The 26,565-nt window shown below is 66.8% G+C and carries 25 protein-coding genes and 1 pseudogene; 17 read left to right on the top strand and 9 right to left on the bottom strand.

What is annotated here, in order from left to right:
• Positions 1–52 precede the first annotated feature (52 nt).
• Positions 53–2,047 (top strand): ATP-binding protein, encoded by a 1,995-nt coding sequence (locus tag BMY29_RS10435; protein ID WP_049989556.1) that lies wholly within the window; start codon positions 53–55, stop codon positions 2,045–2,047.
• A gap of 1 nt (position 2,048) precedes the next feature.
• Here the strand turns inward: BMY29_RS10435 and BMY29_RS21735 are convergent.
• Positions 2,049–3,284, bottom strand: a pseudogene (locus BMY29_RS21735) (lactate racemase domain-containing protein).
• A 173-nt stretch (positions 3,285–3,457) separates the two neighbouring features.
• Here BMY29_RS21735 and BMY29_RS10445 point away from each other — a divergent pair.
• Together BMY29_RS10445 and BMY29_RS10450 are read left to right on the top strand one after the other, a co-directional pair.
• Complete coding sequence (locus BMY29_RS10445) at positions 3,458–4,120, top strand: helix-turn-helix domain-containing protein (RefSeq protein ID WP_049989555.1); 663 nt, start codon at positions 3,458–3,460, stop codon at positions 4,118–4,120.
• Positions 4,121–4,218: 98 nt separating this feature from the next.
• Complete coding sequence (locus BMY29_RS10450) at positions 4,219–4,509, top strand: HalOD1 output domain-containing protein (RefSeq protein ID WP_049989554.1); 291 nt, start codon at positions 4,219–4,221, stop codon at positions 4,507–4,509.
• Between the two features lie 97 nt (positions 4,510–4,606).
• Here the strand turns inward: BMY29_RS10450 and BMY29_RS10455 are convergent, their stop codons facing one another.
• Entirely contained in the window at positions 4,607–7,351 is a 2,745-nt protein-coding gene (locus tag BMY29_RS10455; RefSeq protein ID WP_049989553.1) for an AAA domain-containing protein, read from the bottom strand.
• A 196-nt stretch (positions 7,352–7,547) separates the two neighbouring features.
• On the opposite strand from BMY29_RS10455, the gene BMY29_RS10460 reads away from it, so the two are divergent.
• A complete protein-coding gene (locus BMY29_RS10460; RefSeq protein ID WP_049989552.1) occupies positions 7,548–8,114 on the top strand; it encodes an SPW repeat domain-containing protein in 567 nt (188 codons plus the stop codon).
• Between the two features lie 19 nt (positions 8,115–8,133).
• Here BMY29_RS10460 and BMY29_RS10465 read toward each other — a convergent pair whose 3' ends face one another.
• Entirely contained in the window at positions 8,134–8,385 is a 252-nt protein-coding gene (locus tag BMY29_RS10465; protein ID WP_049989551.1) for a hypothetical protein, read from the bottom strand.
• 146 nt (positions 8,386–8,531) lie between these two features.
• On the opposite strand from BMY29_RS10465, the gene BMY29_RS10470 reads away from it, so the two are divergent.
• The 3 genes from BMY29_RS10470 (at position 8,532) to BMY29_RS10480 (ending at position 9,826) form a co-directional block, all read left to right on the top strand.
• The gene (locus tag BMY29_RS10470; protein ID WP_049989550.1) at positions 8,532–9,083 is read left to right on the top strand and encodes a hypothetical protein; all 552 of its coding nucleotides are present in this window, start codon (positions 8,532–8,534) and stop codon (positions 9,081–9,083) included.
• A gap of 105 nt (positions 9,084–9,188) precedes the next feature.
• The gene (locus BMY29_RS10475; protein ID WP_049989549.1) at positions 9,189–9,605 is read left to right on the top strand and encodes a nuclear transport factor 2 family protein; all 417 of its coding nucleotides are present in this window, start codon (positions 9,189–9,191) and stop codon (positions 9,603–9,605) included.
• Complete coding sequence (locus BMY29_RS10480) at positions 9,602–9,826, top strand: hypothetical protein (RefSeq protein WP_049989548.1); 225 nt, start codon at positions 9,602–9,604, stop codon at positions 9,824–9,826. The genes BMY29_RS10475 and BMY29_RS10480 overlap by 4 nt, the downstream gene beginning before the upstream one ends.
• Before the next feature lie 28 nt (positions 9,827–9,854).
• Here the strand turns inward: BMY29_RS10480 and BMY29_RS10485 are convergent, their stop codons facing one another.
• Both BMY29_RS10485 and BMY29_RS10490 read right to left on the bottom strand, forming a co-directional pair.
• A complete protein-coding gene (locus tag BMY29_RS10485; protein ID WP_049989547.1) occupies positions 9,855–10,811 on the bottom strand; it encodes a zinc-dependent metalloprotease in 957 nt (318 codons plus the stop codon).
• 102 nt (positions 10,812–10,913) lie between these two features.
• Positions 10,914–11,228, bottom strand: coding sequence for a hypothetical protein (locus BMY29_RS10490; RefSeq protein WP_049989546.1), 315 nt, complete (start codon positions 11,226–11,228; stop codon positions 10,914–10,916).
• Between the two features lie 238 nt (positions 11,229–11,466).
• On the opposite strand from BMY29_RS10490, the gene BMY29_RS10495 reads away from it, so the two are divergent.
• From BMY29_RS10495 to BMY29_RS10510, 5 genes are all read left to right on the top strand, one after another.
• Entirely contained in the window at positions 11,467–11,691 is a 225-nt protein-coding gene (locus BMY29_RS10495; RefSeq protein ID WP_049989545.1) for an LSM domain-containing protein, read from the top strand.
• Positions 11,688–11,864 (top strand): 50S ribosomal protein L37e, encoded by a 177-nt coding sequence (locus BMY29_RS10500; RefSeq protein ID WP_074854703.1) that lies wholly within the window; start codon positions 11,688–11,690, stop codon positions 11,862–11,864. Before BMY29_RS10495 ends, BMY29_RS10500 begins: the two co-directional genes overlap by 4 nt.
• Before the next feature lie 215 nt (positions 11,865–12,079).
• Positions 12,080–13,273 (top strand): threonine synthase, encoded by a 1,194-nt coding sequence (locus BMY29_RS10505; RefSeq protein WP_049989544.1) that lies wholly within the window; start codon positions 12,080–12,082, stop codon positions 13,271–13,273.
• Positions 13,274–13,408: 135 nt separating this feature from the next.
• A complete protein-coding gene (locus BMY29_RS21045) occupies positions 13,409–13,582 on the top strand; it encodes a hypothetical protein (RefSeq protein WP_173424886.1) in 174 nt (57 codons plus the stop codon).
• A gap of 302 nt (positions 13,583–13,884) precedes the next feature.
• The gene (locus tag BMY29_RS10510; RefSeq protein ID WP_049989543.1) at positions 13,885–14,586 is read left to right on the top strand and encodes a phosphoglycerol geranylgeranyltransferase; all 702 of its coding nucleotides are present in this window, start codon (positions 13,885–13,887) and stop codon (positions 14,584–14,586) included.
• Between the two features lie 270 nt (positions 14,587–14,856).
• Here the strand turns inward: BMY29_RS10510 and BMY29_RS10515 are convergent, their stop codons facing one another.
• Positions 14,857–15,702 carry an SIR2 family NAD-dependent protein deacylase gene (locus BMY29_RS10515; protein ID WP_049989542.1) on the bottom strand — a complete coding sequence of 282 codons (846 nt, stop codon included), beginning with the start codon at positions 15,700–15,702 and terminating at the stop codon, positions 14,857–14,859.
• A 143-nt stretch (positions 15,703–15,845) separates the two neighbouring features.
• Positions 15,846–16,514 (bottom strand): helix-turn-helix domain-containing protein, encoded by a 669-nt coding sequence (locus tag BMY29_RS10520; RefSeq protein WP_049989541.1) that lies wholly within the window; start codon positions 16,512–16,514, stop codon positions 15,846–15,848.
• Between the two features lie 179 nt (positions 16,515–16,693).
• On the opposite strand from BMY29_RS10520, the gene BMY29_RS10525 reads away from it, so the two are divergent.
• Both BMY29_RS10525 and aspS read left to right on the top strand, forming a co-directional pair.
• The gene (locus tag BMY29_RS10525) at positions 16,694–18,040 is read left to right on the top strand and encodes a cytochrome P450 (protein ID WP_049989540.1); all 1,347 of its coding nucleotides are present in this window, start codon (positions 16,694–16,696) and stop codon (positions 18,038–18,040) included.
• Positions 18,041–18,120: 80 nt separating this feature from the next.
• Positions 18,121–19,425, top strand: coding sequence for an aspartate--tRNA(Asn) ligase (gene aspS, locus BMY29_RS10530; protein WP_049989539.1), 1,305 nt, complete (start codon positions 18,121–18,123; stop codon positions 19,423–19,425).
• Positions 19,426–19,786: 361 nt separating this feature from the next.
• Here the strand turns inward: aspS and BMY29_RS10535 are convergent, their stop codons facing one another.
• Positions 19,787–20,668 (bottom strand): alpha/beta hydrolase family protein, encoded by an 882-nt coding sequence (locus tag BMY29_RS10535; RefSeq protein ID WP_049989538.1) that lies wholly within the window; start codon positions 20,666–20,668, stop codon positions 19,787–19,789.
• Between the two features lie 217 nt (positions 20,669–20,885).
• On the opposite strand from BMY29_RS10535, the gene BMY29_RS10540 reads away from it, so the two are divergent.
• The 3 genes from BMY29_RS10540 (at position 20,886) to BMY29_RS10550 (ending at position 25,720) form a co-directional block, all read left to right on the top strand.
• Entirely contained in the window at positions 20,886–21,719 is an 834-nt protein-coding gene (locus tag BMY29_RS10540; RefSeq protein ID WP_049989537.1) for a pantoate kinase, read from the top strand.
• 327 nt (positions 21,720–22,046) lie between these two features.
• Complete coding sequence (locus tag BMY29_RS10545; RefSeq protein WP_049989536.1) at positions 22,047–24,962, top strand: DUF1508 domain-containing protein; 2,916 nt, start codon at positions 22,047–22,049, stop codon at positions 24,960–24,962.
• 110 nt (positions 24,963–25,072) lie between these two features.
• On the top strand, positions 25,073–25,720 hold the full coding sequence (locus BMY29_RS10550; RefSeq protein WP_049989535.1) for a helix-turn-helix domain-containing protein: 648 nt from the start codon (positions 25,073–25,075) through the stop codon (positions 25,718–25,720).
• Positions 25,721–25,728: 8 nt separating this feature from the next.
• On the opposite strand, the gene BMY29_RS10555 is transcribed toward BMY29_RS10550, so the two are convergent.
• Positions 25,729–26,421, bottom strand: a complete 693-nt coding sequence (locus BMY29_RS10555; RefSeq protein WP_049989534.1) for a class I SAM-dependent methyltransferase — start codon at positions 26,419–26,421, stop codon at positions 25,729–25,731.
• Positions 26,422–26,565: the final 144 nt, after the last annotated feature.

Below are 26,565 nucleotides of genomic sequence, written 5' to 3' on the forward strand. Positions count from 1 at the left end.
TAAGCCAATAGATAGAAGGGTTTCCCCGACGCTTTCGGGAATACGTTGTAGAATGGATTCGACGTCCGAGACCACCGCGGCGCTTCACCGACGCGTTCGTCAGCAGGAAGTCGTGGCTAAACTCGGACAGCAGGCGCTCGAAATCGACGATCTCGATCGGTTACTGCACGAGGCTTCGGTCGCCGTCACGGAGACGCTCGACAACGAGTACGCGGAGGTACTCGAACTGCTTCCCGACGGAGAGGAACTCCTGCTCAGGGAGGGGCGCGGCTGGCGCGACGGCCTGGTCGGGTCGGCGACGATACCCGCAACCGAGGGCACGCAGGCAGGATACACGCTCTTTACCGAGCGGCCGCTCATCGTCGATGATCTCCCGAACGAGGAACGGCTTTCCGAACCGACGTTACTCGCCGACCACGACGTCAAAAGCGGCATCAGCGTCGTTATCGGGTCGGTCGAGAACCCGTGGGGCGTCCTGGGAACGTACGCGACGGAGGAACGCGAGTTCACGGATCACGACGTGAACTTCGTCCAGAGCGTCGCAAACATCCTCGCGACGGCGCTCGAGAACGAGCGGGCGCAGCGCGAACTCGAGGAGATTTACGGTCGTATCTCGGACGCGTTCTTCGCGCTCGACGAGGAGTGGCAGTTCACCTATCTCAACGACCGCGCACACGAGTTGATCAACCCCGAGGGGCAAGACATCGTCGGGAAGACGGTGTGGAACGAGTTTCCCGCGGCGGTCCGGAAGCAGTTCAAAGCCAAGTACGAACGCGCGATGTACGAACAGGAGACCGTCTCGTTCGAGGAGTACTACCCCGAGCCCCTCGACAGATGGTTCGACGTCCGAGCCTATCCCTCGGAGACGGGACTGTCGGTGTACTTCCGGGACGTCACCGAGCGCAAGGAGCGCGATCAGGAACGCGAACTGTTCCGAACCCTCCTCGATTACTCCAACGACGTCGTGTTAGTCATCGAACCGGAGACGGGACAGATCCTCGACGCGAACGAGACGGCTTGCCGTCGCCTCGGCTACGCTCAGGACGAACTGCTCGAGCTAACGGTCCTCGACATGGAACGGCGGTTCGACGATATCGAGGAGTGGCGGTCCCACGTCGAAGACGTGAAAGCCGAGGACGCGGTGACGGTCATCGGCGAACACGAGCGAAAGGACGGAACTACGTACCCGGCGGAAGTCAACATCGCCCACGTCGAACTGGATCGCGCGTACATGATCGGGGTCGCCCGCGACATCACCGAGCGCCAGGAGCGCGAACGGCAACTGGAAGAGTCGAACAAGCGGCTCGAACAGTTCGCCTACGCGGCCTCTCACGATCTGCAGGAACCGCTGCGGATGGTCTCGAGTTACCTGCAACTGATCGAAAGCCGGTACGCCGACGCGCTCGACGACGACGGCAAGGAGTTCATCGAGTACGCCGTCGACGGCGCCGAGCGGATGAAAGCCATGATCGACGGGCTGCTCGCGTACTCCCGCGTCGAAACGCAAGGCGACCCCTTCGAGCCGGTCGACCTCGACGAGGTCGTCGACGACGTGCTCGAGGATCTGCGACTCCAGATCGAGGAAAGCGACGCCGAAATCACCGTCGACGACCTCCCCCGGGTCGAGGGCGACCCCAGCCAGCTTCGCCAGGTGTTCCAGAACCTCCTCTCGAACGCGATCGCGTACAGCGGCGACGAACCGCCCCGCGTTCACATCACGGCCCAACGGGGCGCGGATCGCGGCGACCGCAGTGCGCGCAGTGAGGTCGGCGAGGGCGGCGCGGCCGGAGAGCAGTGGACGATTTCGGTTCGCGACGAGGGAATCGGGATCGACCCCGAGGACAAGGATCGCGTGTTCGAGGTGTTTCAGCGCCTCCACGGCCGCGAGGAGTGTTCGGGGACCGGCATCGGGCTCGCGCTCTGCCAGCGGATCGTCGAGCGCCACGGCGGCGAGATCCGTGTCGACGCCGAACCGGGCGAGGGATCGACGTTCTCGTTCACGCTACCCGCGATCGGGAACCACGACTCGAAGAGCCGCGAACGGTGACTCACCGCTGCCCGTCGACCAGGAGCGTATTCAGCGCGTCCGGGACGAGGAGCACCTCGCTGCCGGGTTCGATCGCGTCCACAACGTCGGGTTCGGCGTCCAGTAGACACTCTTCGACGACTCCGGGTGCCTCGGTGTTCGTCACGTAGATCTCGTGCGCGCGGCGGACGCGGGTCACGACGAACGCGCGCTGGGCACCCGGTTCGTACCCGTTTCGCATCGACTTGTACAGCGAGTCGGCGTCCGACGCCTGGCGCAGGCGGCGATGGAACCGCCGCTCGCCGGCGCCCTCGCCCGCCCCCTCCGGCAGTTCGGCCGGCACGACGAGCCGACCGCCCTCCCGCAGCGGGTTCCGATCCCCGAGCGCGACGTAGGTCGCCCCGCGGGTCGCCTGGTACAGATTCGCGTCTTTAGGCGCGCCGACGCCGCAGACGACGGCGTCGAAGTCGCCGTCGATCGGGACCGAGAGCGCGTCGCGGGCGATTTCCGCGAGTTCGCGGACGACGCGGCGGCCGTCGCCGGCTCGGACGCCGAGCACGCCCGCAGGACCGTGGGTCAGGTTGAGCGAGAAGTCGAGCCCCGCGAGATCGCCCGCCTGGTCGATCGTCTCGCGGAACGGGTTGCCCTTGAGCCGTCCTAAGCGGACTCACTCGCGGGCGAGCATCGCAGGGCCGTGGGTGTATCGAATGAGCGATTCGCTGCCGGCGCCGATGACGACGGTCTTCGCGCCGCCGCTGAAGCCCGCGTACTGGTGGGGTTCGACCACGCCCGTCGAGAGAACGACGTCGGCGCTCGCGATCGGCTCGCCAATCTCGACGGGAACGTCGTCCGCTTCCACCGTTCCGATCTCGACGACCGACTCCGGATCGTGGTTGACCGCCAGGCCGGCGTGCGGACCGAGCATCGACTCGATCTCGGCCTCGGTCATGGGCCGGTGGAGGCCGAGACCGATGAGGACCGTCACCCGATCGCGGTCGACACCGCAGTCCGCGAGTCGATCGAGCAGGACATCCAGCAGCACGTCGTCCGGTGCTTTGCGCGTGATATCCGTGACGACGATCACGACCTCGTCGTCCGGCTCGACGCGGTCCGCGACCGGCGGTCCGAGCGGATCCGCAAGTGCGCGTTCGGCGGCCGACCGGACGTCGACGGGCTCGCCGCCTGGCGGCTCGGCGACCGTCACGTCGCAGTCGGGGAGCCGCACGTCGACGGTACCCGTTCCCAACGGGAGTTCCATGCGACCGATTCGACCGCGGACTGTGAAAAATGTCACCGATTAGCTCGGTAGGCGCTGCCGGAACGGGGTGCGAGCGATGGTGGCGAGCGCTTTGGGCCGTCGACCGTGCTTACCAGCGGGAGATGACTGCAAGCATCGCTTTTACCCGAATTTAATGGTTATATCGGAAAGTAATGACGACGGTCGTCGAACTGGAACTGCCCGCGGCCGACACCGCGCTGAGGAGGGTATTTGACCGCGTTCCGTCGTTTCACTGTCGAATGGAACAGGCGGCCGTGAGCGACTGCCCCGGCCTGTGGCTCGGCGGAGGCAATCGGTCGGAGATCGAAGCAGCTCTCGACGACGATCCGTCCGTCGATGCGTACTCGCAGATCGATACCGCTCCCGACGAACGGTTGTACCGAATCGAGTTCGCGGACGAGGTCTGCGAGATCGGTGCCGTCCTCTTCGCGGAAGACGGGACGATACTCGCCGCGTCAGCCGCCAGCGGAACGTGGTCGGTTCGAATGCGATTTCCGGATCACGAGCACGCCACCCGAACGTATCGCCGGCTCCTCGATCGGGATATCGACGTCGACGTCAGACGACTCCAAAAGGGACCGGAAGCGAACTCGAAGCGACACGGCCTCACGTCCGAACAGTACGAGACGATCGTTACGGCGATCGAGCGCGGCTACTTCGAAATTCCCCGCCAAGTCTCGACGCAGGAACTGGCCGACGAGTTCGGTATCTCGAATCAATCGGTGTCGGAGCGTCTCCGCCGCGCGTCCGGGACGATTCTGTCGACGGAGTTGAACGTCGAAGACGGCCGGTCCAGTCTCGAAAATCGGGATTGATAAGCGGCCAGCCCCCTCCGGCGATTCGCCTCTTAAAACCCCTGGCTGTCCGCGTGACAGGGTAAAATGTGGGACGCACGAACACACGTTCGAGAACGATGCCTACGGATCACCAGGCTCACTTCAACGGCGACGGAACGGTCGTGGTCGAATATTCCCCGGACGAGTCGACGCCGACGAGTATCGCCATCGTCCGAGCGATCGCTGCGATCGAGGACGTCGATCCGATCGACCTCGAGTGTACGTTACACGACTACGTGGAAGCGGAAGCACTCGATCGACTGACCGCTCACGACGGACTCGGCCGTCTCGGGGTCGACTTTTCGGTGTGCGGTTACCGCGTGCGAGTCGACAATTCGGACACGATCACGGTTTTCGAACCGGACTGACGGGGAGTTCGCCGACGGCGACCGAGACGGGCGGGACAAAGCGAGACAGAGCGGGACGCGAGAACGGTGGCGGCTCGTCACTGCGCTCGGGCCTCGTTCAACGTCGCGCCCACTCGAGCATCCGCTCGTAGACGGGATCGGTCCGCAGCGCCCGCGAGTCGCCGACCAGCACCAACGCGCGCTTCGGACGGGTCAGCGCCACGTTGATCCGGCGGTAGTCCTCGAAGATCGGCCCTTCGAGCGAGCCGGTCGCGGTGAACGAGACGATGATCACCTCCTGGCTCGAGCCCTGGAAGCGGTCGACGGTGTCGACGGCAACGTCGTCGGGCACGTGTTTCGAGATCTCGGAGACCTGCGCCCGGAAGGGGGCGATGACGCCGATCTCCGAGCGATCGAGGCCGGCAGCCTCGTAGGCCTCGACCAGCTCCGTGATTCGGGCGGCCTCCCGGCTGTCAGTGTACCGGCTCCGGTCGCCCTCGACGTCGACGAACGAGACGGGATTTCGCACGGAATCGGGCAAGGCATCCCGCGAGACGCCCTCGAGGTCGTCGAGCGTCCGGGCCGCGACTTCGGGCGCCGCAGGTCGCAGTTGGCCGTCGTAGAACTCGGTCGAGGAGAAGAACTGGATCCGCTGGTTCATCCGGTACTGGCGGTCCAGCATGACGCCGGCCTCGGGGTGGCGCTCGACGAGCCGCTCGAACAGCGACTCGGTGAGGTCGTTCTCCGCCCGCACGACCGGCGGGAGCTGCTCGTGATCGCCGACGAGAACGAACCGATCGGCCAGGTTGATCGCCGCGTGGGTCCCGGGCTCGGTCAGCTGGGCGGCCTCGTCGACCAGGGCGACGTCGAAGGCCTGCTCTTTCATCACCCGCGAGCCGCAGGTCGCGGTGGTCGCGGCCACGACCTGCGCGTTCTGCAGTTCGGCGACGCGCTCGTCGGGGTCGCCCGCGCGCTCGAGCCGGTACGGCTGCATGTCCGCGCGGACGCCGCTCTCGGAGCCGACGCGGACGACCCGCTCGTCGTCGATCGCGCCGTCGAGCTGCTCGAGGACGGCCTCCAGGGCGTTGTCCACGGCGCGGTTCGTGAACGCGGAGAGGAGGACGCGCTCGCCGCGCTCGACCATCGCGCGGACGGCCCGGGCGATGGTGTAGGTCTTCCCGGTGCCAGGCGGCCCGTGGATCAGCGCGCAGTCGTTCGCGCCGACCGCTTTCGTCACGGCCTGGTTCTGGCGGTCGTTGTTGTCGATGAACGTCTCGTCGACGTCCTCGAACTCGGGCGGCGCGCGGCCGAACAGGACGTCTTTGCGCCGTTCGTCGCCCTTCAGGAGCGCGTCGTGGAGCGCGACCAGCAGCCGGTCGGTGGTCAACTCCGAGGGGTAGACGTCTAGTCGGGTCACCTCGACCGGCTCGTCGGCCGTGAGCACGACCTCGTCGTCGAGCCGTTCGATCCGCGCCAACTCCGCGTCGCCGCGGACCGGGTGGCCGTCGCTGGCCAGTACCAGGTCGCCCTCGCGAAGCTTCGAGGTCGCGCCCCCCGTGCGGCGCGCCCGCAGTTCCCAGCGGCCCTCGTCGAGCGGCCGTTTCTCGACGAACTCGAGGTCGATCAGCGCGCGGTCGTCGTCGGCCCGCTCCTCGGCGCTTTGCTCCCAGAGCTTGGCGTACTCGCGGTGGACCTCGCGGCGCTCCTCCTCGATGGCACGGTAGAAGCGCTCGAAGTACTCGAGTTCCTCGTCGGGCAGCGCCTGGCCGATCTGACCGGCCTTCGACTCCTGATCGAGTCGGCCGGAGACGACCATGCAGGCGTCCTGCTCGAAGCAGTACTCGCATTTCGCCGACCCCTCGTATCCCGTCGGGACGTCGCCTTTGACCTCCGTCGCGGCGAGCTCGTTGCGCAGGCGGACGACGAATTTCAGGAGTCCGTCACCCATCGTGAAGTCCTTCGCTGGGGTGAGGTCGCCGGTCTCCTCGTTGCGGTCGAGCACCGAGTTCTTCGTGTAGAGCAGCGTTCCGGTGTCGACGTCGCCGCCGTGTTCCTCCAACAGAAGGGCGTAGCAGGCGGCCTGGACCTTGTCCTTGAATCGGGGTTCCTTCTTGAGGTTCTTCCCAGTCTTGAGCTCGACCGGCGCCCCGCGGCGGATGGCGTCGGCCCGTCCGCGAATGCCGAAGGTCTCGCTGATGAGCAGTTGCTCCGAGCGCCAGCTGTCCGCCTCGGTGAGGCGGCCCTGGTCGAGCCAGCCCTCGATCGCCGTCGCGTTCTCCCGGACGTCGTCGGCGACGGCTTCGGGCGTCTCACCTAACAGCCCCAACTCGAGCCCCCGTTCCTCTACGCGGGCCTCGATGGACTCTTCGAGGTCGCGTCCCCGGAGCAGGTCGCCGAAGACCTCGTGGACAAGCGTCCCCTTCACGACGGGGTAGTTCAGCGGCACCCCGGAGAGCTTGTTCAGGTAGTACAGCCGGGGACACTCGACCCAGTTCCGAATCGAGGTTACGCTGACCAGAAACGAGGGTTCGACGACGACGTAGGAATCGCCCGTCGTCGCGTACTGGGTCTCGCCCTGGTACTCCTCCTCTTTCGCGTTCGTCACCAGCAGCTCCATCCCGGGTTCGAGCAGCTCGGCCGACTCGGTCCACTTGTTCCAGAGCGTCACCGTCGTCGTCTCGCGACCGTCCGCTACGGTCGCCGTCCCGCCGTCGCCGAGCGTCGGCGGTCGATCCCCGGCGTCGGTCGGCTCGTCTCCTTCTTCCGCGAGTCGGAGCGGCACTTCGGCGAGGTCGCTCTCGCCGTAGCTCGTCGACACCGACCGCACGTCGACCTCGCCCGCGACGGTTCCGCGTACGTGCACAGCTATCGTCAACGGCCGAGCGATCAAAAACGCTATCGGTCGCCGCATCTCGGCCGGTCGCGTTGGGGCCGCGATTCGACGGCCAATTCGCTCCGTCGGTAATAATTCTTTACCACCGTTCCCAGTTTCAATCGGCCCGTATCGGGCTCGGAACGGACGGGCCGCTTTTGGGATCACGAGCCGAAGATTCGCTGCCATGAGTGACCCGAACGGCGACGACCGGCGGGCCGGCAAGTCCGAGCCCGACGCCGGGTCAGCACCGGATACCGGCCCGACCAACCGGTCGGAAGAGGCGTCCACTGACATCGACTCCGGCACTGGCGTCGGAGATCGTCCCGACGCCGGCCGCGATCCGCGCGACGAGTCGACGCAGGTCGCCAACGAGGAGCGGCGACGCAAGACGTCGGTCATCAGCCTGCTCGTCGCTGTCCTCGGCGGCTGGGTCGCCGCCTCGGTGCTCGTCTTCGACACCGCGGCGGCACCGCTGTGGAACAACGTCTTGGTCGGCCTGGTCGTCCTCGCCGCCGCCGGTTACAACTACTATCGGCTGACCAACGACGTCCCGCTCAGCACCGGAATCGCCTCGCTGGTCGCCATCCTCGGCATTTGGCTGATCGTCTCGGCCGCGTTACTCGAGATGACGGGCGGCCTGTTCTGGAGCACGCTCGCTACCGGACTGTTAGTCGCCGGCCTGGCGGGGTACAACGCCTACGAAGCTCGCGAGGCGCGGTCGGTCACGACCGAGCCGGACGCGCGGGTATAGAAAAACGGTAGCGCTCCGATCAGACGTCGAGCCCGTGTTCGGCCTCGAGCCGGCGGATTCGGTACTCTGCGGCGTGATGGCCCATCGCGACGACGGCAAAGCCGACCATGACGACGGCGAAGCCGATCGAAACGGCGGGAGAGACGCCGTTGACGTAGCTGTTACAGAGCTGCCCGAACGCCAGCGCGAGCGGTGCCAGCGTCAGCAGCGAACTCTTCGCCGGGGTGGCGCGAAACAGTTCGACGAGCGGGAGTGGTCGGCGTACGGACATTGGGAAAGCGTCGGTTACGTTCTCTGTCGTGGCGCCCGTCGTATTCCTTTTGGTTCGAATCGAGCGTTGGACCGCGTAACGGTCGGTTTGCGGTGTCTTTCGGTGCAATCGATACGTTCATTCTCCCGGGGACCCAACGACCGCACATGCGGATACGCGAGTGGCAGGACATCTTGGAGGACGTCACGGAGCGGGACGTCGATCCGGAAGACTGGCGCGCAGTCGCCGGCGACCGCGCCGGCGGCGTCGGCGAAGACATGTACCTCGCGCATCCCCGGGCCGGCGTCTTCTTCCTCAAGACGTACGCGAAGAACCCCTTCGAGGTCCGCGGCGTCGGCACGCGGGTCGCCCGGAACCTCGACGACGAGATCGGTTCGTTCCTCCCCGAGGAGGACGCGGGCGGCCGCTTCGCGGTCCAGTCCCCGCCGGAGGACGAGGACCACGCCGAGACGGTCTCGAAGCGCCTCGAGACTGTCCTCGAGACGCATGCGGACGCGCCGACCAGGCCCCAGGACCTCTTCGACGACGTGATGGGTGCCCTGGAGAGCCCCGCGTTCGGTCCGATGGCGTACGATCAGTACGACCGGCCCGACGAACTCGAGGACCTCTCGGACCGGTTCGAGGAGGCCGACGAACTGCTCAGCGCCGAACTCGACGACCTGATCGAGACCGACGAGGTCGACCGCGGGTTCATGTGAACGGGAGCGGGACCGGGGCCGGGGCTACGGCTCGCGGCCCTTTCGTCCCCCTGCGCTTGCGGCCGGAGATTCTTTGAGAACGCGCTTCGAGGGACCAGTAGAGCCATGTCCACGAGCGCGAGCGCAGAGGCCGTCGTCCGCGACTACTACGACGCGCTCCGCGACGGCGATCCCCTTCCACCGTACTTCCTCGACAACGAGTCGACCGTCAAGTTCGGCATCAGCGACTCCCTGTTCGGGGGAAATAAGGTGACCGCAGCCCTCGAGGAACAGACCGAGACGACCGCCGACTGGACCGTCGAGAGCCAGCAACTCGTCGTCGACGAACGGGCGGAGAACGGATTCGCGACGTTCGCCGACGAAGTCACGATGGCCTGGACGGACGTGGAGAGCGGCGACAGACACCGGTTCGACAGTCGCTGGAGCGGCACGCTGGTCGCGCGGTCGACGGCAACGACGACCGACGACGGCCCCGCCTGGCGGTTCGCGTCGATGCACGTCAGCGCGTCCCGCGAGCTATGAGCCGCGGTCGCGGTCCGAGCCGCGGCCCCTCGCGACCGAGCGAGGTGACGGACGCGGCCGATCAGCTCAAGATCGTCTTCGTCCTGCTCGTCGGTCTCTCGGGCGGCTCGATCGCGCTTCAGAGCGACGCTTCGCCGGCGGTGATCGGCGGCGCGATCCTCGGGGGCATCATCGCCGGCGGCGCGTTGCTGTGGTACCTGATCCGAATGACGACGGACTGACGGGAGCTAGCTGCGCCGAACGAACCGGTCAGCGATCGACGCGGCGCAGCCAGGCGCCGGGCGCGTCGAGTTCGTCGTGGGTGGGGAGGTTCTTCGGCTCCTCCCAGACGAGACTCGCCGTCTCGAGGTCGCGGACGGCGACGACGTGCTCGAAGAAGTTCTTGCCGCGCTCGTACTGACGCTCCTTGAGGCCGAGGCCGAGCAGGCGACGGAACAGTCGCTGGAGCGGTCCCCGCCCCTGGCGGCGCTCGTCGAGCTTGCGCCGGAGGTCCTCGTACTCGTCGTCGAAGGCGTGGTCCATCAGGAGTTCGGCGTAGCCCTCGACGACGGTCATCGCGGCGTCGAGGTCGCGAAACGCCTCGCGGTCGAACGAGCCCTCCGAGAGCGCCGCGATCCCTTCTTCCATCCGGGTCTCGAGGTGGTCGGAGAGCCACGGGGCGGCGCCGAACTCGGCGGCGTGGGTCACCTCGTGGAAGGCGATCCAGCGGCGGAACCGGTTGGCGTCGACGTCGAGCTTCGCGGCGGCGTTGAGGATGTTCGGCCGGACGAAGTACAGCGCGTGGTCGTCCGCGGGCGCGTCGGCTAGCAGGAGCGGGTCGTACTGTCCGAGGACGTTCCGCCCGAGGAACGAGAGCAGGACGGTCATCGTCCCCGTGTTGATCGTCCGGGCGACGCCGGGGAAGGCGCCGGTGTGGGTCTCGAGCGAGCGCATCACGCGCTCGAAGGTCTCGACGTTGGCGTCGATCCAGTGGTGGCGGTTCTGGATCTCGACGGTCTCGGGGACGTCGAAGTCGGCCCCGGAGACGGTCCGCACCGCCGCCCGCGCCTCCCGGACGTCGCGGGCGTAGGCCTCGCGTTCGCCTGGCTCGAGCGCGAGCGAGCCGGGATCGGTCGCCGCCTTGGCGGCGTCGGCGGCCGATCGCCAGTCGATCGCATCGTCACCGGACGCCCCGGCAACGGCCCGGGCGCTGCGATAGAGATTCACGACTGTCCGTACGGTAAGGAAGCGCAAAAGCGTTCGGCTCGGTTCGCCCAGCCCGAGACCGATCGTCCGACCGACCGCCGGCGATCGGCGCTCAGTCGCGGATCAGTTGACGATGACGTCGGGCTCTTCCTCGGCCTCGAACTCCCCTTCGTCCTCGCCGCCGCGGAACTTCTTGGCGGCCGCGGCGATGCCGACGAGGACGACGAGCGCGACCAGCGCGCCGACGGCGCTTTTCCCCTTGCCGCCGGACTCGTCGTCCGCGGCCGCGCCCTCGTCTTGATCGGTCTCCGATTCGGTTTCCGTCTCGGCTGTCGCTTCGGTGCTGCCGATCGGCAGCGCCTTTCCGATCGAGCCGAGGCCGAACTGCGGCTCGCCGTCGATGTGCAACTCTACGAGGGTGAATTTCTTGTCGCCCATGAGCGGGCGGTCAACGAGTGTACACTTAGCCGTTTGGTTAGCACTCGTTGCAGCCGCTTCCGCGCGGACTGAGAACCGCGTGCTGGGGTAATCGACCGGGGCTAACAGTCGGATGCCCCTGGATATCTCGTTCCGCCAAGGTGTTCGTACTACGTATACCGACGCTACGGACGAAGGAATCGGCTACTCCGGACTCCGGACCGGTACGATTAAGTGTCCATCACCTGCGGTGTTGCGTATGAGTGGACGACCGCTGGACGTCCTCGAGGCGTCGCTCGGCGAACGCGTCACGGTACGACTCAAGAGTGGCGACGAGTACGTCGGCGATCTCGCCGGCTACGATCAGCACATGAACCTGGTGCTCGAGGACGTGACGATTCCGGACGGAGGAGTCGACGAAGAGGCGCCGGCCGAAGACACAACCATTATACGCGGCGACAACGTCGTTTCGATCACTCCATGACTGGCGCAGGAACCCCAAGCCAAGGAAAGAAGAACAAGACGACGCACGTCAAGTGTCGTCGCTGCGGTGAGAAATCCTACCACGTGAACAAGAAGGAGTGCTCGTCGTGTGGCTTCGGCAAGTCCGCCAAGCGGCGCGATTACGAGTGGCAGTCGAAGACCGGCGACAACTGATTCCTGACAGCCGATCGCTGTTCTCTCGGTTCTGCCGTTTCACCGTTCTCTCGCCCGGTTCGGACCGCGGAGCAGTGGCGCCGTCGTGCGAGCGCCGTCTCGCTGTCCGCCGTTCGTGATGGCTTCGAGACGCCGTGCTCGCGATCGCGTCCCACCGTCGTGTGCGATTGTCCCGTGATGGATAGCCCTTAGTTCCGGGCCGCGAACACTCGCGTATGGAGACGACAGACGCCTTCGTCGGCCTCGAGTGTGTCGACTGCGGGGCCGAGTTCGACGCCGCCGCGGAGACCCACCGGTGTCCGGACTGCGGCGGGATCCTCGATCCGAGCTACGACTACGACGCGATCGACCTCGACCGCGGGATGCTCGAGTCGCGGCCGTTCGACTCGATGTGGCGCTACGAGGAACTGCTGCCGTTCGCCCGCGAGTCGGCCGTGACGATGGCCGAGGGCGCGACGCCGCTGGTCGACTGCCCGAACCTGGCCGACGAACTCGGCGTCGAGCGCGTCCTGATCAAAGACGAAGGGCGGAACCCGACGGGGACGTTCAAGGACCGCGGCCAGGCGGTCGCCGTGACGGCCGCGACTCAGCACGGCGCGGACGATATCGCGCTCGCCTCCGCGGGCAACGCCGGCCAGGCGGCCGCTGCGTACGCGGGCCGGGCGGGGCTGGACTCGCACGTCTACTTGCCCTCGCGGTCCGGCTTCACGAACAAGGCGATGGTCAACGTCCACGGCGGGGACATGAACGTCGTCGGCGGCCGCATCGACGACGCCGGCGCGGCCTACGAGGAGGGCATCGAGGAGCACGACGACTGGTACCCCGTCCAGACGTTCGTCACGCCCTACCGCCACGAGGGCAAGAAGACGATGTTCTACGAGATCGTCGAGCAGCTCGACTGGGAGGTCCCCGACGCGATCTGTTATCCCACCGGCGGCGGGGTCGGTCTCGTCGGACTGTACAAGGCCGCGACCGAGTTCCGCGACCTCGGGCTGACCGACGAGCTACCCGGGCTGTATGCGGCCCAGGCGTCGGGCTGTGCCCCCATCGTCGAGGCCTACGAGGAGGGTCGAGACGAACACGAGCCCGTCGAACACCCCGACACAATCTGCGGCGGGCTCGAGATCCCCGACCCCGGCGCGAGCCCGTGGATCCTCGACGCGATCCGCGAGACCGACGGCGGCGCGGTCGCGACCGACGACCCGGACATTCTCGACGCGGCGGTGCAGGTCGCCCAGCACGAGGGCCTCGAGATGGTCCCGAGCGCGGCCGCGGCGGCCAGCGGTGCGTGGGCGCTCGCCGAGCGCGGCGAGTTCGACGGCGACGAGACGATCGTCGTTCTCAACACGGGATCGGGGAACAAGGAAGCGGACGTGGTGCGCAGCCACCTGATGGGCCAAGGCATCTAATCGCCGACAGTACCGGGTAATACCGCCGGATATAGCCGGCCTAAAACGCTAGCGGGCGGGGTGGGTGCTCGTGACGGCTGAACCGTTTCACCGACAAGGTCTTGACTGCGAGACGAGTAGAACGAACGAGTACCAATGTGTGAACATTCACCAGAGTGTTCGAACGGGGCCACGTGCCAGCTCGTCCTCGAGAACGGTCAGACCGGGCTCGAGACCGCCGAGTACTACTGCAAGGCCCACCTCGTCCTGCGGATCTGGGAGCTCGAGGACGATAGCTCGATGCGAGCCGTGAGCGCCGAACAGCTCTGAGCTCCCCTGCGGGCGCGCCGGCGTCGCCGACCCGCGCCGCTGCGGGCGGCAAGTCGCGCATCCGTCGGCGGCGCGACGCCGACCCGACCTTGGGTCGACTCGGCCGCGCCTGGCCGCGTTCCCCGTTCGGGGGTGAGGGGGCGAGACGGGACCGAGACCGACCCCGGCCGTGCGATCCGGCGCTTCCGGTCTCAGCGTCCGCGAGCCCTCGCGGATCGGAGCGCCGGGATCGACGGCCGCTCCCGAGACGGAGACGGGGCCGTTCCGTAGCGTTTTTGCTGGTTGTCGGGAAACGACGCGGTATGACTACCCCTTGGGACGACTGGAATCATATTCTGAAGATCGATCCGGACAAGGACTTACCGGAGGGCGTGACCTACGGCGATCTCTGTGCGACCGGCACCGACGCAATCGAAATCGGCGGTACCATGGGTATCACCGAGGAGAACATGAGCGCCGTCATTCAGGCCTGCGCCGAACACGACGTCCCCCTCTATCAGGAACCCTCGAACCCCGAGGTCGTTCTCGAGGACGACGCGCTCGACGGCTACCTCATCCCGACGGTGTTCAACGCCGGCTCGCCGTTCTGGATCACCGAGGCTCACAAGGAGTGGGTCCGGATCGAGGGCGAACTCGACTGGGACCGGACGACGACCGAGGCCTACATCGTCATGAATCCGGAGGCCGACGTGGCGGAACTGACCGAGGCCAACTGCGACCTCGACGCCGACGACGTCGGCGCCTACGCGACCGTCGCCGAGCACATGTTCGGCCAGGAGATCATCTACGTCGAGTACTCCGGCACGCTCGGCGACGAGGACGTCGTCGAAGCCGCGGCCGACGCCACGGACGAGTCGACGCTGTTCTACGGTGGCGGGATCCACGACTACGATTCCGCGTATTCGATGGCCCAGTACGCCGACGTCATCGTCGTCGGCGACCTCGCCCACGACGAAGGCATCGAAGCGGTCCGCGAGACCGTCGACGCGGCAAACGACGCGTAATCCGAACCCGCACGCCGCAGTACCGTACCCTCGCCACGGCAGTCCGGCCGACGACTGGCGGCCGACGGCCGGTGCCGTTCCGATCGGAACCGCTGACTGCCGCTGTAACTGGTGATCAAACTTCGATTTCCGAATCCGACGCCTTCTGCCGGTATCACGAGTTCCGCGCAGCCGAGGGCATCGCGCTCGAGGTGCGGCGCGGCCAGGCGCGGTTGATCGAAGCCCGATCGTCGATGCGGAGCCGGCCCCGTCTCGGAGTCGAGGAGGGGTCTACTCGGCGACGAGGTCCTGCAACCGCGGGAGCGCCTCGGTTACGTCCTCGCGGTAGACGATGTCGGCGACGTCGTCGCACGGCGTTTCCTCGAGGTTGATGATCCCCACGGTCGCGTCCGTCGACGCGGCGACCCGCGGGAGCGAGGCGGCGGGTTCGACGACCAGCGAGGAGCCGATCGCGAGGAACGCGTCGCTCTCGCGGGCGAGCGAGCGGGCGCGCTGGAGGACGGCCCGAGGCAGCTGCTCGCCGAAAAGGACGACGTCGGGCTTGAAGACGCCGCCGCACTCGCAGGTCGGCGGGAGCGCGCCGTCGGCCGCGCGCTCGAAGATCGGATCGGCGGTCCGGCGCTTCCCGCAGTCGGTACACCGGACCCGCTGGGCGTTGCCGTGGAGTTCGAGGAGAGCGGTGTCGGTCCCGTTCGTTCTTCCGTCCCCGTCACCGTCCTCGACGGCGGATTCGGCACCGTCGTGGACCTCTTCGGTGCGCCTCGACTCGTCGCGAACCGCTTCGGCCGCTCGGCCGTGCAAGCCGTCCGTATTCTGCGTGAGAATCGCCTCGAGATCGCCGTCCAGTCCCATCTCCGCGAGGGCGCGGTGGGCCGCGTTGGGCTCGTAATCGTCGCCGAACATCTCCCGCTGGAGGTCGACGCGGTCGTCCCAGAAGCCCTCGGGATCGCTGCGGAACCGGCCGTAGGTAAACTGCCCTTCGTCGAATTTCTCCCAGACGCCGTCGTCGTCGCGGAAGGTCGGCACGCCGGAGGGTGCCGAGATGCCCGCCCCGGTGAACGCGACGACCGTCTCTGCGGTCCGCACCTCGTCGGCGAGTCGCTCGAGGTCGTCCATATCGGGACCTCGCGGACGAGCGGTAAAAGCGGGACGGATGGGAACCGGCGGTCGGACGGGGATGGCGCGGCCACGACCGATTCGATCGCCGGGAGGCATCGAGGGCGACGCGGGCAGTCGTCGCCGCTGACGCCTGCATGCCGCTATCGCGTCGCGGACGCGTAGGCGGCGGCCAGTTTCGATTCGATCCGCTGGAGGTGCTCGCTCACGGTTGCCGTCGCCAGGTCCAGGCGCGCGGCGAGTTCCCGGTGGGTCGTCTCGCGGGGCACCTCGTAGTACCCCTCGCTGAGCGCGAACTCGAACAGGTCCCGCTGGCGATCGGTCAGGCCAGGCGAGAACTGTTCCGCGCCGGGTTCGTACTCGCCCAGCTGTCGAAGCTCGAGGTCGATCCCGTCGGGAAGCGCCGCGGCCGCGCGCTGGATCGAGCGGCTGGTTCCGAACGCGGTCATCTCGAGCCCGCGGGCCTGCTCGGTGTCGACGTAGGTCATCGGCCAATCGAGGACGATCTCGTGCTCGCGGAGGATCGACAGCAGGTCGTCGATGGGATCAACGATTCGACACTGCACGTAGGCAACGCCGTGCCCGTCCTCGCCGGCGACGTCGTACTCGATCGCCTCGACGCAGTCGGCGAGCAGTTCGCGGGCGCGGTCGAGGTCGCCGCGGAGTTCGACCAGCTCGACGTACCGGTCCTCGCGGATCGGATTCAGGTATCGGATCGACGCGATCGAGACCGCGTCGCTGCGGGCGAAGCGCTCGTCGAGGCTGTTGATGCGGCCGTCGGACCACGACAGGACGATCGTCGCGTATCTCACGGCCGGCCACCCGCAACGCGGTTGCGTTCGAAATCGGCCGCCTGGTGCTCGCGGTACGGAACCCCTTCGTTCGAGCGATCGGCCGGATGCATACCGGCCGCTATCGGCCGGATACTTAAATACGCCTAGGATGATCGGCTATACACGGAGGCGGCTGGAGGACGTTCAGTCGAGTACAAATGAGCAGCGACACGCCTTCGATCACCGACACCTATCCGCCAGGTCCGGACGGACTGCCGTTGCTGGGCAATCAGGTCGCCTTCCTGCGCGATCCGTACGGCTTCATGACCCGTACGGCCCGCGAGTACGGCGACATCGCCTCCTGGAAGGACCCCGGCGGCCGGGTCTATCAGCTCAATCACCCCGAGTACATCGAGCACGTGCTCGTCCAGAACAACGAGAACTACGTCAAGGGCGATCGGTTCCAGAACGTCCTCGGTCCGATTACGGGCAACGGCATCCTGAACAGCGAGGGCGCGGTCTGGCGGCGCAACCGACACCTGATCCAACCCGCGTTCCACCCCGATCGGATCCGTGAGTACGCGACGATGATGACCGAGTTCACCGAGGACGCCCTCCAGTCGTGGGACGACGGGCAGACGCGGCTCGTCCACGAGGACATGATGGAAGTGACGCTGAAGATCGTCGCCCGGGCGCTGTTCGGCGCCGACGTCGACGACGAGGTCGATACCGTCGGCTCGGCCCTCGAGCGGTTCATGGAGGCGTCGGAGAGCTTGACGCACTACGTCTTACCCCCGAACGTGCCGACGCCCGCCAGGCGTCGGATCCGGCGCGCTCGCGAGGACCTAGACGAGGTCGTCTACCGACTCATCGAGGAACGCCGGGCCGAGCCCACGGACCACGACGTCATCTCCAAACTGCTCGAGGTGACCGACGAGGACGGCAACGCGATGTCGACGGAGCAGATCCGGGACGAGGTCGTGACGCTGTTGCTCGCCGGGCACGAGACGACGGCCCTGTCGCTGACGCTCACTGCATATCTCCTCGCGAAGAACCCGCAGGTCGAACGGCAACTCGTCGCGGAACTCGACGACGTTCTCGACGGGCGGACGCCGACGATGGACGACCTCTCGGAACTCACCTACACCGAGCAGGTCGTCAAGGAGTCGATGCGGCTGTACCCGCCGGTCCCGGGCATCGTCCGCGAGCCCGTCAAGCCAGACGTCATCGACGGCCACGAGATCGAACCCGGCTCGACGGTCCGGATGCACCAGTGGGTCGTCCACCGGGACCCCCGATGGTACGACGACCCGCTCGCGTTCCGGCCGGACCGGTGGACCGACGAGCTGGAGTCGGAGCTCCCGAAACTGGCGTACTTCCCGTTCGCCGCGGGGCCGCGGCGCTGTATCGGCGACCGGTTCGCGATGCTCGAGGCCAGGCTCATCCTCGCGACGATCTATCAGGAGTACCACCTCGAACTCGTCCCCGGGACGGACCTCGATCTGATGGCGACGATCACGGCCCGTCCGAAACACGAGATTCCGATGACCGTCCGCGAGCGGTAACGCGGACCGATGCGATTCCGGTCGCGTCGACGCGGGCGCGAACGATTGCGCTTAAGTTGCGCCTACGTGAATCGAGGGGTATGCAGGACAGAACCTACACTGCCGACGCCGAGCCTGGCGACGACGTGACCGTCGCCGGATGGGTCCACGAGATCCGCGACCTCGGCGGGATCGCCTTCCTGATTCTCCGAGACACCGCCGGGAAGATCCAGATCAAGTTCGAGAAAGACGAGATGGACGACGACTTAGTCGAGACCGGACTCGACGTCTCCCGCGAGAGCGTCGTCAAAGTCTCCGGCGCAGTCGAGGAGGAGCCGCGCGCGCCGACGGGCGTCGAGGTCACGCCCGAGTCCGTGGAGGTCGTCGCGCCCGCCGACCCCGAACTGCCGCTGGACCCCTCGGGGAAGGTCGACGCCGACCTCTCGACGCGTCTGGATAACCGCACCCTCGACCTCCGGAAGGAGGACGTCCAGACGGTCTTCGAGATCCGATCCGAGATCCTGCGCGCGGTCCGCGACCGGTTCCGCGAGTTCGACTGTACCGAGATCAACACGCCGAAGATCGTCGCCACCGGGACCGAGGGCGGCACCGAACTCTTCCCGATCACCTACTTCGGCGAGGAGGCCTTCATGAACCAGTCGCCCCAGCTGTTCAAGCAGCTGATCGCCGGCTCGAACGTCGAGCGCGTCTTCGAGATCGGCCCGATCTTCCGCGCCGAGGAGCACAACACGCCCCGCCACCTCAACGAGGCGACCTCGATCGACTTCGAGGGCGCGTTCTGCGACCACCAGGACGCCATGGACGTCGCCGAGGGCATCGTCAAGGCCAGCTACGAAGCGGTCCAGGAGAACTTCGGCGACGAACTCGAGGCACTCGACCTCGCCGAGGAGTTCGAGGTTCCCGAGGGCGACTTCCCCCGCATCAGCTACGAGGAGGCCATCGAGCGCATCAACGCCACGGGCGAACTCGACGAGCAACTCGTCTGGGGCGACGACCTCTCGACGCCGGCCGAGGAAGCCCTCGGTCAGGACGTCGGCGGCCACTACTTCATCACCGACTGGCCCAGCGAGATCAAGCCGTTCTACATCAAGGACCACGACGACGACCCCGAACTGTCGACCGGCTTCGACCTGATGCACCCGCGCATGGAATTGGTCTCGGGCGGCCAGCGCGAACACCGCCACGAGAAGCTCATCGAGGGCTTCGAACAGCAGGGCCTCGATCCCGACCAGTTCGAGTACTACACGAAGATGTTCAAGTACGGCATGCCGCCCCACGCCGGCTTCGGTCTCGGCGGCGAGCGCCTGATCATGACCATCCTGGGACTCGAGAACATCCGCGAGGCAGTTCTCTTCCCGCGAGATCGTCAGAGACTGAGCCCATAGGGCGAAGTCTCTGAGAGCTAGCAAGTCGTTGCGAGCGCTAGCGAGCAACGTCTTGCGAGATCGCCAGCGTTTGTCGCCGTAGGCGACAAACCTGGGAGCCAGTAAGACGACCGAAAGGAGTCTTACGGGATCGTCAACGTCTGAGCCCATAGGCGAAGACGGTGAGAACAAGCGGAAACTGCGAGCGTGGGCGAAGTGTGTTTCCGCGTGATCGTCAGCGGTTGTCGCCGTCGGCGCCTGGCGGCCGCGAGCGGAGCGACGCGGCCTCGCTCGCGAATTCTTCTCGCCGTTCACGGCAACGAGTATCGGCACCTGCTGCTAGATCTGTGACCTGCGGCCGACCCGTCGCTCTCGGTCGCCGCTACCAGTTCCACCAGCCGCCGTCATCGTCGTCGCCGTCGTCGCCGCCGTCTCCGTCGCAGGATCCGTCGTTGATGGCGTCGGCGAGGTCGCTGCCAACGGCGGCGTCACCCAGGAAGTCCAGGTGACTGGAGACGCTGTCCGTCACGTCGACGTCCGTGTAATTCGCGGCCGGATCACAGCCCGCGCCCTCGTTGCCGAGCGCAGTGTCGCCCAAGCTGCCGTAGGCGGACCCGACCGTCGAGTCGTTCTCCGAGTGATAGTTGCGGACCTCGCAGGCGTTGTCGAGCCCCGGATTCCACGGATCGCCACAGACCGCCGACCCGTCGGCAGCCGCGCCCAACGGCGCGACGGTCTCGATCTGATAGCCCGAACTCAGTTTCGTCGCGGTCCACAGGACGCACCGCCCGCCCAGGGAGTGACCGACCAGGCGAACGTTTCCGCCGCCGTCGTCGTAGAAGTCCTCGACGAGGCCGGCGGCGACTTCGCCGACGTCCTCGGTGTCCGACTCCGCGTCGAGGTAATTGAAGTTCGTTGCGGGCCACTCGAGCGCGACGGTCTCGTCCGGGGAGTAGCCGCCGGACTCGAGGGAACTCTCGACGTCTGAGGCCTGACTCGAGACGGACGAGTCGCCGAACCAGCCGTGAATGAACACGAGCAGTTCGTCCGTCACCGGCAGGCTCCCGTCGGCGCTCCAGCCGAACACTCCCTCATCGATCTCGATGACCTCGGGGCCGAGCAGCTGTGCGGACGCCGAGCCGGCCGTAGCGGCCAGGCCGGTCCCGGCCGCGAGCGTCGTGCCGGCGGCCGTCAAGAGGGTACGGCGGTCGGTCGTCGACTCGTTCGAACGCGGTTCGTCGTGGGGCGTGTCGGTTCCTGTCATGACCCGTGCTGCGATTGGATAGATCACGCATTGGACTTTCTTTCTCTATATCGAGCTTATTCAAGTACCGACCTTCAAAACGGAATTAATCTAGAACACGTTCACACGAACCGATACGAACGGGAGCTGCGGCGGTGGGCAGTACTGCCGATCACCTCGACACGGTGGCACACGGAATCTTCAACGTTATATCCGTCCAGCCGAAAGCGGGGCCGTAATGCGTGAGGAGGCGACGGCGTTCGTACCCGGACACATCACGGGCTTTTTCAGCGCACATCCAGCCGACGATCCGACGAAAGCCGGCTCCCGCGGGGCGGGGCTGACGCTCACCGACGGGGTCGAGGTAACGGTCGAACCGGCCGACGGCGAGGATTCGACCGTCGCGCTCGACGGGACGGAGATCGACGTCGATCCGGTGACGACCGTCCTCGAGACGCTCGACGCGACCGCCCGCGTCGAGGCCGACTCCGATCTCCCCCTGGGGGCCGGCTTCGGCGTCTCGGGCGCGCTGGCGCTCGGCACCGCGCTCGCGGCGAACCGCGTGTTCGAGTGCAAACTCTCGGTGAACGAACTCGTGACGATCGCCCACGGCGCGGAAGTGCAAGCCGGAACGGGACTCGGCGACGTGGTCGCGCAAGCTCACGGCGGCGTCCCGATCCGCCTCGAGCCGGGGAGCCCGCAGGAAAACGAACTCGACGCGATCCCGTCGCGGGCGCGCGTCGAGTACGTCTCTTTCGGCGAACTCTCGACGGCCGACGTGCTCTCGGGCGACACCGACCAGTTGACCGCCGCCGGCCGAGAGGCGCTCTCGCGGGTCGTCGAAGAGCCGACGCTGCTCTCTTTCATGTACGCCTCGCGGCTGTTCGCGCGCGACGCCGGCCTGTTGACCGACCGGGTCACCGAAACGATTGCCGACGTCTCCGCGGCCGACGGCCAGGCGTCGATGGCGATGCTCGGCGAGACCGTCTTCGCGCTCGGGACGGGGCTGTCCGACGCGGGTTACGAGCCGTCGGTCTGTGCGACGCATCCGGCGGGCGCCGTCCTCAAGTGATTAAGTACCCCGTTCTTCTATCAGCCCCAAGAGGAATCACGGCCGCGAAGCGCCGACTGGCACCGGATCGGGTTATACTCGGGGCCGGTCCCCCGGATCCAATCCCGAGCGACGGAAATCGCCGTTTATCGTTCGAAAGTGAATGGGCCGTCTAAGAGGCTCTATGAGAGTATTTCCGTCGATAGGGAACCGGGGTTATTCCCGGTGAGTTGCCGGTCTCGACCGGCCAACACCGACGCGAAACCATAGAATCCCTATATAACAAATCCTATACTGGTAGCCAGAACTTTATTATGATGCGTTCAAGTTATCCGGTCAGGTTTGGCAATGGCTTCACTGACTGACATTCACCGAAATCTGTTTCAGTTGTACGAACACTACGTCGGGGAACCCGACTCGAGCAAAGACGTCTACGGTTACTGGCTGTTTATCGTCGGCTACATCATCGGCGCGGCGGGCGTGGCGACCTTCGTCGTCGGATATGCGGGCGAGGGCAACTCCTACGCCCTGATCCGGATCTCGGGAATTACGGCGGCGACGGGGCTCGCGCTCTGTCTGTTCGGCATCGTCTTGATGTTGCCGGTCCGAAAACGGGGGATTCAGGCCAGTTTCGTCGGCTTGCTAATCTCGCTGGGGGGCGTCGGCTTCTTCGGGTGGGCGTATCCGTACAACTGGCGCGAACTCGGCGTTGACTACAGCGTCGAGGTTATCTCGGTCTACACGTTCGGAATCGGAATCATCGCGGGCGTGACGGCGCTCGTCCCGATCCTCACCGGTCGAAAGGGGATGTTCGTCGAGGAGGAAGGGACGTCAGAAGATCCGGCGATTCTCACGGGCGACGCAATGGAGAGCGCACAGTTCGCCGTCTTCCGCGACGAGAACGGCGACTGGAAGTGGCACGTCCTCCACCTCGAAGCACTGGCACAGAGCAACGAGAGCGCCGTCACCCGACCGGATGCGACGGAGGGTATCGAGCGCGTCAAGTCCCAAATCAGCTCCGCGGGCCTGATGGAGTTGACGACCTCGGCGTTCCGACTCTACGAGGACCGCGACGGCACGTGGCAGTGGACGCTGGCCCGCGACGACGGCAGCATCGTCGGCGCTTGCGCCGGCGAGTTCGAAGAGCGCGACGGCGCCGAGGAGTCCGTGAGCTTCCTGAAGGACCGGGGCCCGGACGCCGACGTGATCGAGATCGAAGGTGCGGCGTTCACCTACGAAGAACGGCGCGATCAGTGGTACTGGCAGCTAGTCGACGACGACCGCATGCCGTTGGCGTCGAGCGAGCAAGGACACTCGACTCAGGAACGCGCCGAAGAAGCGGCCCGAACCTTCGCCGAGCGGTTCGACCAGGCGCGGGTGCTCGACATCGAGCACATCGGCATGGAACTGTGCGAGCGGGCCGACGGCTGGACCTGGCGATTCGTCGACGCCGACGACCGGGTCATCTCGACCAGTACCGACACCTTCGACGCGCGGCGCGACGCCGAAGCGGCCGCCGAAGCGTTGCTGCCGGCACTGGAGTCGGCGTCGGTCACCGTGGCCGGCGAACCCACGTACGAACTCTACGAGTCCGGCGAGGAGTGGCGCTACCGGCTCGTCGACGAGGCCGAACACGTCGTCGCGCGCGGGCCCGAAGGGACCGACGACCGCGAGCGTTCGGAGCGGTGGACCGAGCAGTTCGGCGAGAACGCCGTCGAGGCCGACGTCGTCGAGATCGAAGACGCCGAATACGAGGTCTATCCGGCCGAGAGCGCGAGCGCGGGCAGTTCCGCGTCCACGCCGGACGACGACCGCGACCTCCCTGCGACGATCGATGCGCCCGAACCGGCGGCTGACGGCGGGACGGCCGTCGACTCGGCCGGCGACGAGGAGCAGAGCCCGTGGCACTGGCGCCTGGTCACCGACGACCGCGAGGTCGTCGCCGCGAGCACGGAACCCCACGCCGACGCCGAGTCAGCCACGGCCGCGATCGAGCGCGTCCGCCAACAGGCCAGCGAGGCCGATCTCATCGAGTTCGAGAACGCGGCGTTCCAGGTCTACGAGGCCGACTCCGGCGAGTGGCGCTGGCGGCTCATCGACGAGGACGGCAACGTCTTGGCCGACTCCGGCGAGGAACACACCTCCCGGAACGAGGCCGCCGAGGCGATGATGACGCTGAAAGAGCAGGCTCCCGACGCCGAACTGCTCGAGATCGAGACCGCGGCGTTCGAACTCTTCGTCAACGAGGACGACGAGTGGGGCTGGCGGCTCATCGACGAAGCCGGCCAGCTCGTCGCCGAAGACCCCGCGACCCACCCGACCCGCGGGGCCGCTCGCCAGGCGATGAACCGCCTGCTCGAGCACCTCGATTCGGACGTGCGGACGATGGACCAGGCGATCTTCCAGACGTACGCGACCGAGGACTGGCACTGGCGGTTCGTCATGCCGTCGGGCGAGACCGTGGCCGTCGACGGCCAGGCGTCCCCGACTCGCGACGAACTGGTCGACGGTCTCGACGACGTGCGCGATGTCGCCGCGGCGGCGCAACGTTACGCGATCGGGGACGTCTCCGTGCAGCTGTACGGAACCGACGAGTGGCGGTTCCGGTTGCTCGACCGCGACCGCGAGGAGATCGCCGATTCGAACCGCACCTACGACCGCCGCGAGGCGGTGATGGCCGCGGTCGACGAGCTGCAGGCCTACGCGACCGACGCGCCGATCTTCGCGATCGAGGACGCCGCGATCCGCCTGCACAGTACCGATGAGGACGACTGGTCGTGGGACCTCGTCGACCACGAGCGCGAGGTGTTCGCGGCCGGCGTCGATGCCACCGGGACCAAGGCCGGACTGTTCGACGAGATCGAGCAGGTCCGTCAGCTTGCGCCGATGGCCGGCCGGGTCGACTTCGACGTCGCCTCCTTCGAACTGGTCGCCGACGAGGACGACCGCTGGCAGTGGCGGCTCATCGACGAGGACGGTCGGACCGTCGCGACCGGTTCCGAGACCCACGAGACGGCCGACGACGCGCGTGCGGCCCTCGAGGACGTCCGCGAACTGATCGAGTCGGCGAGCATCCTCGAGATCGACAGCGTCTCGTTCGAACTCCACACCGCCGAGGAAGGCTGGGTCTGGCAGCTGATCGACGAGTACGGCGCGACGATGGCCGAGAGCACCCAGACCTACGAGACCCGGACCGCCGCCCGCGAGGCGATGAACGACGTGAAGGCCCACGCGCCCGACGGCTGGATCACCTTCACGGAGTGACCGCACCGACGCCGCGACCCGCTCGCTGACCGCCGTTCGTTTTCATCGATTTCGCCCGACTGACCCGGCCGTGTTCGATCTTTTTGACCCGCGAGGGACACGTTCGACGTATGAAATCGATGGGCGTCCGACTGGAATACGCGCCGGGAGCGATTCCGCCGCTCCACGAGGGGATCTGCAACTCGCCCGACATCGACCGCGAGGTTATCGTCGGCGGCCAGGCGGTCGACGGCGTGGAGACGATCACGTCGTTCGTCGACGGCGAGCCGGCGGCCTACGAATCGCTGCTGGCAGGACTGGAGACCGTCCGCGAGTACGACATCACGCCGGCCGACGACGGATTCTTCCTGTACCTCCGGCGCGACCTCGGTTCAGAGGGCGCGTCGCTGCTGGACGCGCTCGCACGGGAGACGGTCGTGGTCGTGCCGCCGATCGAGGTCCGGTCCGATCGAACGATTCGACTGACCGTCGTCGGGCACCCGTCCGCCCTCACCGACGTGATGGACGAGGTGCCCGACGGCATTCGACTCGACGTGCAGTGGGTTAGTCAGGACGTGACGGTCTCGGAGTCACCGCTCTCCGATCGCCAGAGAGCGGCCCTCCGGGCCGCGCGGGACGTCGGATTCTACGAAATCCCGCGCGAGGCCGGGATCGAGGCGGTCGCCGACGAACTCGGGTGTGCCGTCTCGACGGCGTCGGAACTCGTCCGTCGCGGCGAGGCGAACGCGGTCCGACGGACCCTCGAGGACGGCCCGTAGGCAGCCGATCAAGCCGCGTCCCGTTTCGTACAGACCGCCGTGTACGCGGACCCGGCGAGATAGGTGTCGACGATCTCGCACTCGTCGAAGACGGCGGCGAGCGACCCCGCGACGTCGCCGTCGGGGTTCCAGTTCGCGTACCAGCGGAAGAACCGCCACAGGAGGGGGTTCAGAATTCGAGCGGGGCCGCTCGGAATCGTCCGGAGGGCGAGGACGACGAACCGACCCCCCGGTGCGAGCGATCGGTAGACGGTCTCGGTCGCCCGGCGAATGTCGGGCATGCACGAGAGCGAGAGCGTCGCGAGCGCCGCGTCGAACGGCTCGTCGAAATCGGCCGTCGTCGCGTCGGCCAGGCGCACCTCGATGTTCTCCCAGCCGCGGGGTTCGATCCGGTCCCGCGCGTTCGCGACCATTCCCGGGCTGTAGTCGACGGCGACGAGTTCCCCACCCGCGCCGATCTCGTTGCGAACCCGCTCGAAGTTGACTCCGGGACCGGGGCCGATCTCGAGCACGCGATCGCCTGGCTCGAGGCGCAGGTGGTCGATCGCCGCTTCGCGCGCGGGTTCGAAGTCTCGCTCGCTGAGCCCGTAGTAGTCGCTCCATCGGTCCCAGACCGCGCGGCTCCGCTCGAGGTGCGCCCGGTAGCGGTCGTCCGAGTCGCGGCTCCCGTCGGGGCGGTCCGGATTTCGACCCGTCTCCATACTCCCACTTGGCGCGGCGCGAGCGTGTACGTTTCCGCGAAACCTATCGGGCGTTTACGTGCTCCCGCGTCGCGTCCCGTGAGACCGGATCGATCGGACCGACGAGGACGCGAGACGGAACCGATTTCGGTCGACGCGCGTCAG

Source organism: Natrinema salifodinae (genome assembly GCF_900110455.1).
In the GTDB taxonomy this organism is placed as follows: Archaea; Halobacteriota; Halobacteria; order Halobacteriales; family Natrialbaceae; genus Natrinema; species Natrinema salifodinae.

Bases quoted from the DNA above. Each gene is read 5' to 3' on its own strand.
- BMY29_RS10435 (WP_049989556.1), top strand. From the start codon at position 53: ATGGATTCGACGTCCGAGACCACCGCGGCGCTTCACCGACGCGTTCGT.
- BMY29_RS10445 (WP_049989555.1), top strand. From the start codon at position 3,458: ATGACGACGGTCGTCGAACTGGAACTGCCCGCGGCCGACACCGCGCTG.
- BMY29_RS10450 (WP_049989554.1), top strand. From the start codon at position 4,219: ATGCCTACGGATCACCAGGCTCACTTCAACGGCGACGGAACGGTCGTG.
- BMY29_RS10460 (WP_049989552.1), top strand. From the start codon at position 7,548: ATGAGTGACCCGAACGGCGACGACCGGCGGGCCGGCAAGTCCGAGCCC.
- BMY29_RS10465 (WP_049989551.1), bottom strand. From the start codon at position 8,385: ATGTCCGTACGCCGACCACTCCCGCTCGTCGAACTGTTTCGCGCCACC.
- BMY29_RS10470 (WP_049989550.1), top strand. From the start codon at position 8,532: ATGCGGATACGCGAGTGGCAGGACATCTTGGAGGACGTCACGGAGCGG.
- BMY29_RS10475 (WP_049989549.1), top strand. From the start codon at position 9,189: ATGTCCACGAGCGCGAGCGCAGAGGCCGTCGTCCGCGACTACTACGAC.
- BMY29_RS10480 (WP_049989548.1), top strand. From the start codon at position 9,602: ATGAGCCGCGGTCGCGGTCCGAGCCGCGGCCCCTCGCGACCGAGCGAG.
- BMY29_RS10490 (WP_049989546.1), bottom strand. From the start codon at position 11,228: ATGGGCGACAAGAAATTCACCCTCGTAGAGTTGCACATCGACGGCGAG.
- BMY29_RS10495 (WP_049989545.1), top strand. From the start codon at position 11,467: ATGAGTGGACGACCGCTGGACGTCCTCGAGGCGTCGCTCGGCGAACGC.
- BMY29_RS10500 (WP_074854703.1), top strand. From the start codon at position 11,688: ATGACTGGCGCAGGAACCCCAAGCCAAGGAAAGAAGAACAAGACGACG.
- BMY29_RS10505 (WP_049989544.1), top strand. From the start codon at position 12,080: ATGGAGACGACAGACGCCTTCGTCGGCCTCGAGTGTGTCGACTGCGGG.
- BMY29_RS21045 (WP_173424886.1), top strand. From the start codon at position 13,409: ATGTGTGAACATTCACCAGAGTGTTCGAACGGGGCCACGTGCCAGCTC.
- BMY29_RS10510 (WP_049989543.1), top strand. From the start codon at position 13,885: ATGACTACCCCTTGGGACGACTGGAATCATATTCTGAAGATCGATCCG.
- BMY29_RS10515 (WP_049989542.1), bottom strand. From the start codon at position 15,702: ATGGACGACCTCGAGCGACTCGCCGACGAGGTGCGGACCGCAGAGACG.
- BMY29_RS10525 (WP_049989540.1), top strand. From the start codon at position 16,694: ATGAGCAGCGACACGCCTTCGATCACCGACACCTATCCGCCAGGTCCG.
- aspS (WP_049989539.1), top strand. From the start codon at position 18,121: ATGCAGGACAGAACCTACACTGCCGACGCCGAGCCTGGCGACGACGTG.
- BMY29_RS10535 (WP_049989538.1), bottom strand. From the start codon at position 20,668: ATGACAGGAACCGACACGCCCCACGACGAACCGCGTTCGAACGAGTCG.
- BMY29_RS10540 (WP_049989537.1), top strand. From the start codon at position 20,886: ATGCGTGAGGAGGCGACGGCGTTCGTACCCGGACACATCACGGGCTTT.
- BMY29_RS10545 (WP_049989536.1), top strand. From the start codon at position 22,047: ATGGCTTCACTGACTGACATTCACCGAAATCTGTTTCAGTTGTACGAA.
- BMY29_RS10550 (WP_049989535.1), top strand. From the start codon at position 25,073: ATGAAATCGATGGGCGTCCGACTGGAATACGCGCCGGGAGCGATTCCG.
- BMY29_RS10555 (WP_049989534.1), bottom strand. From the start codon at position 26,421: ATGGAGACGGGTCGAAATCCGGACCGCCCCGACGGGAGCCGCGACTCG.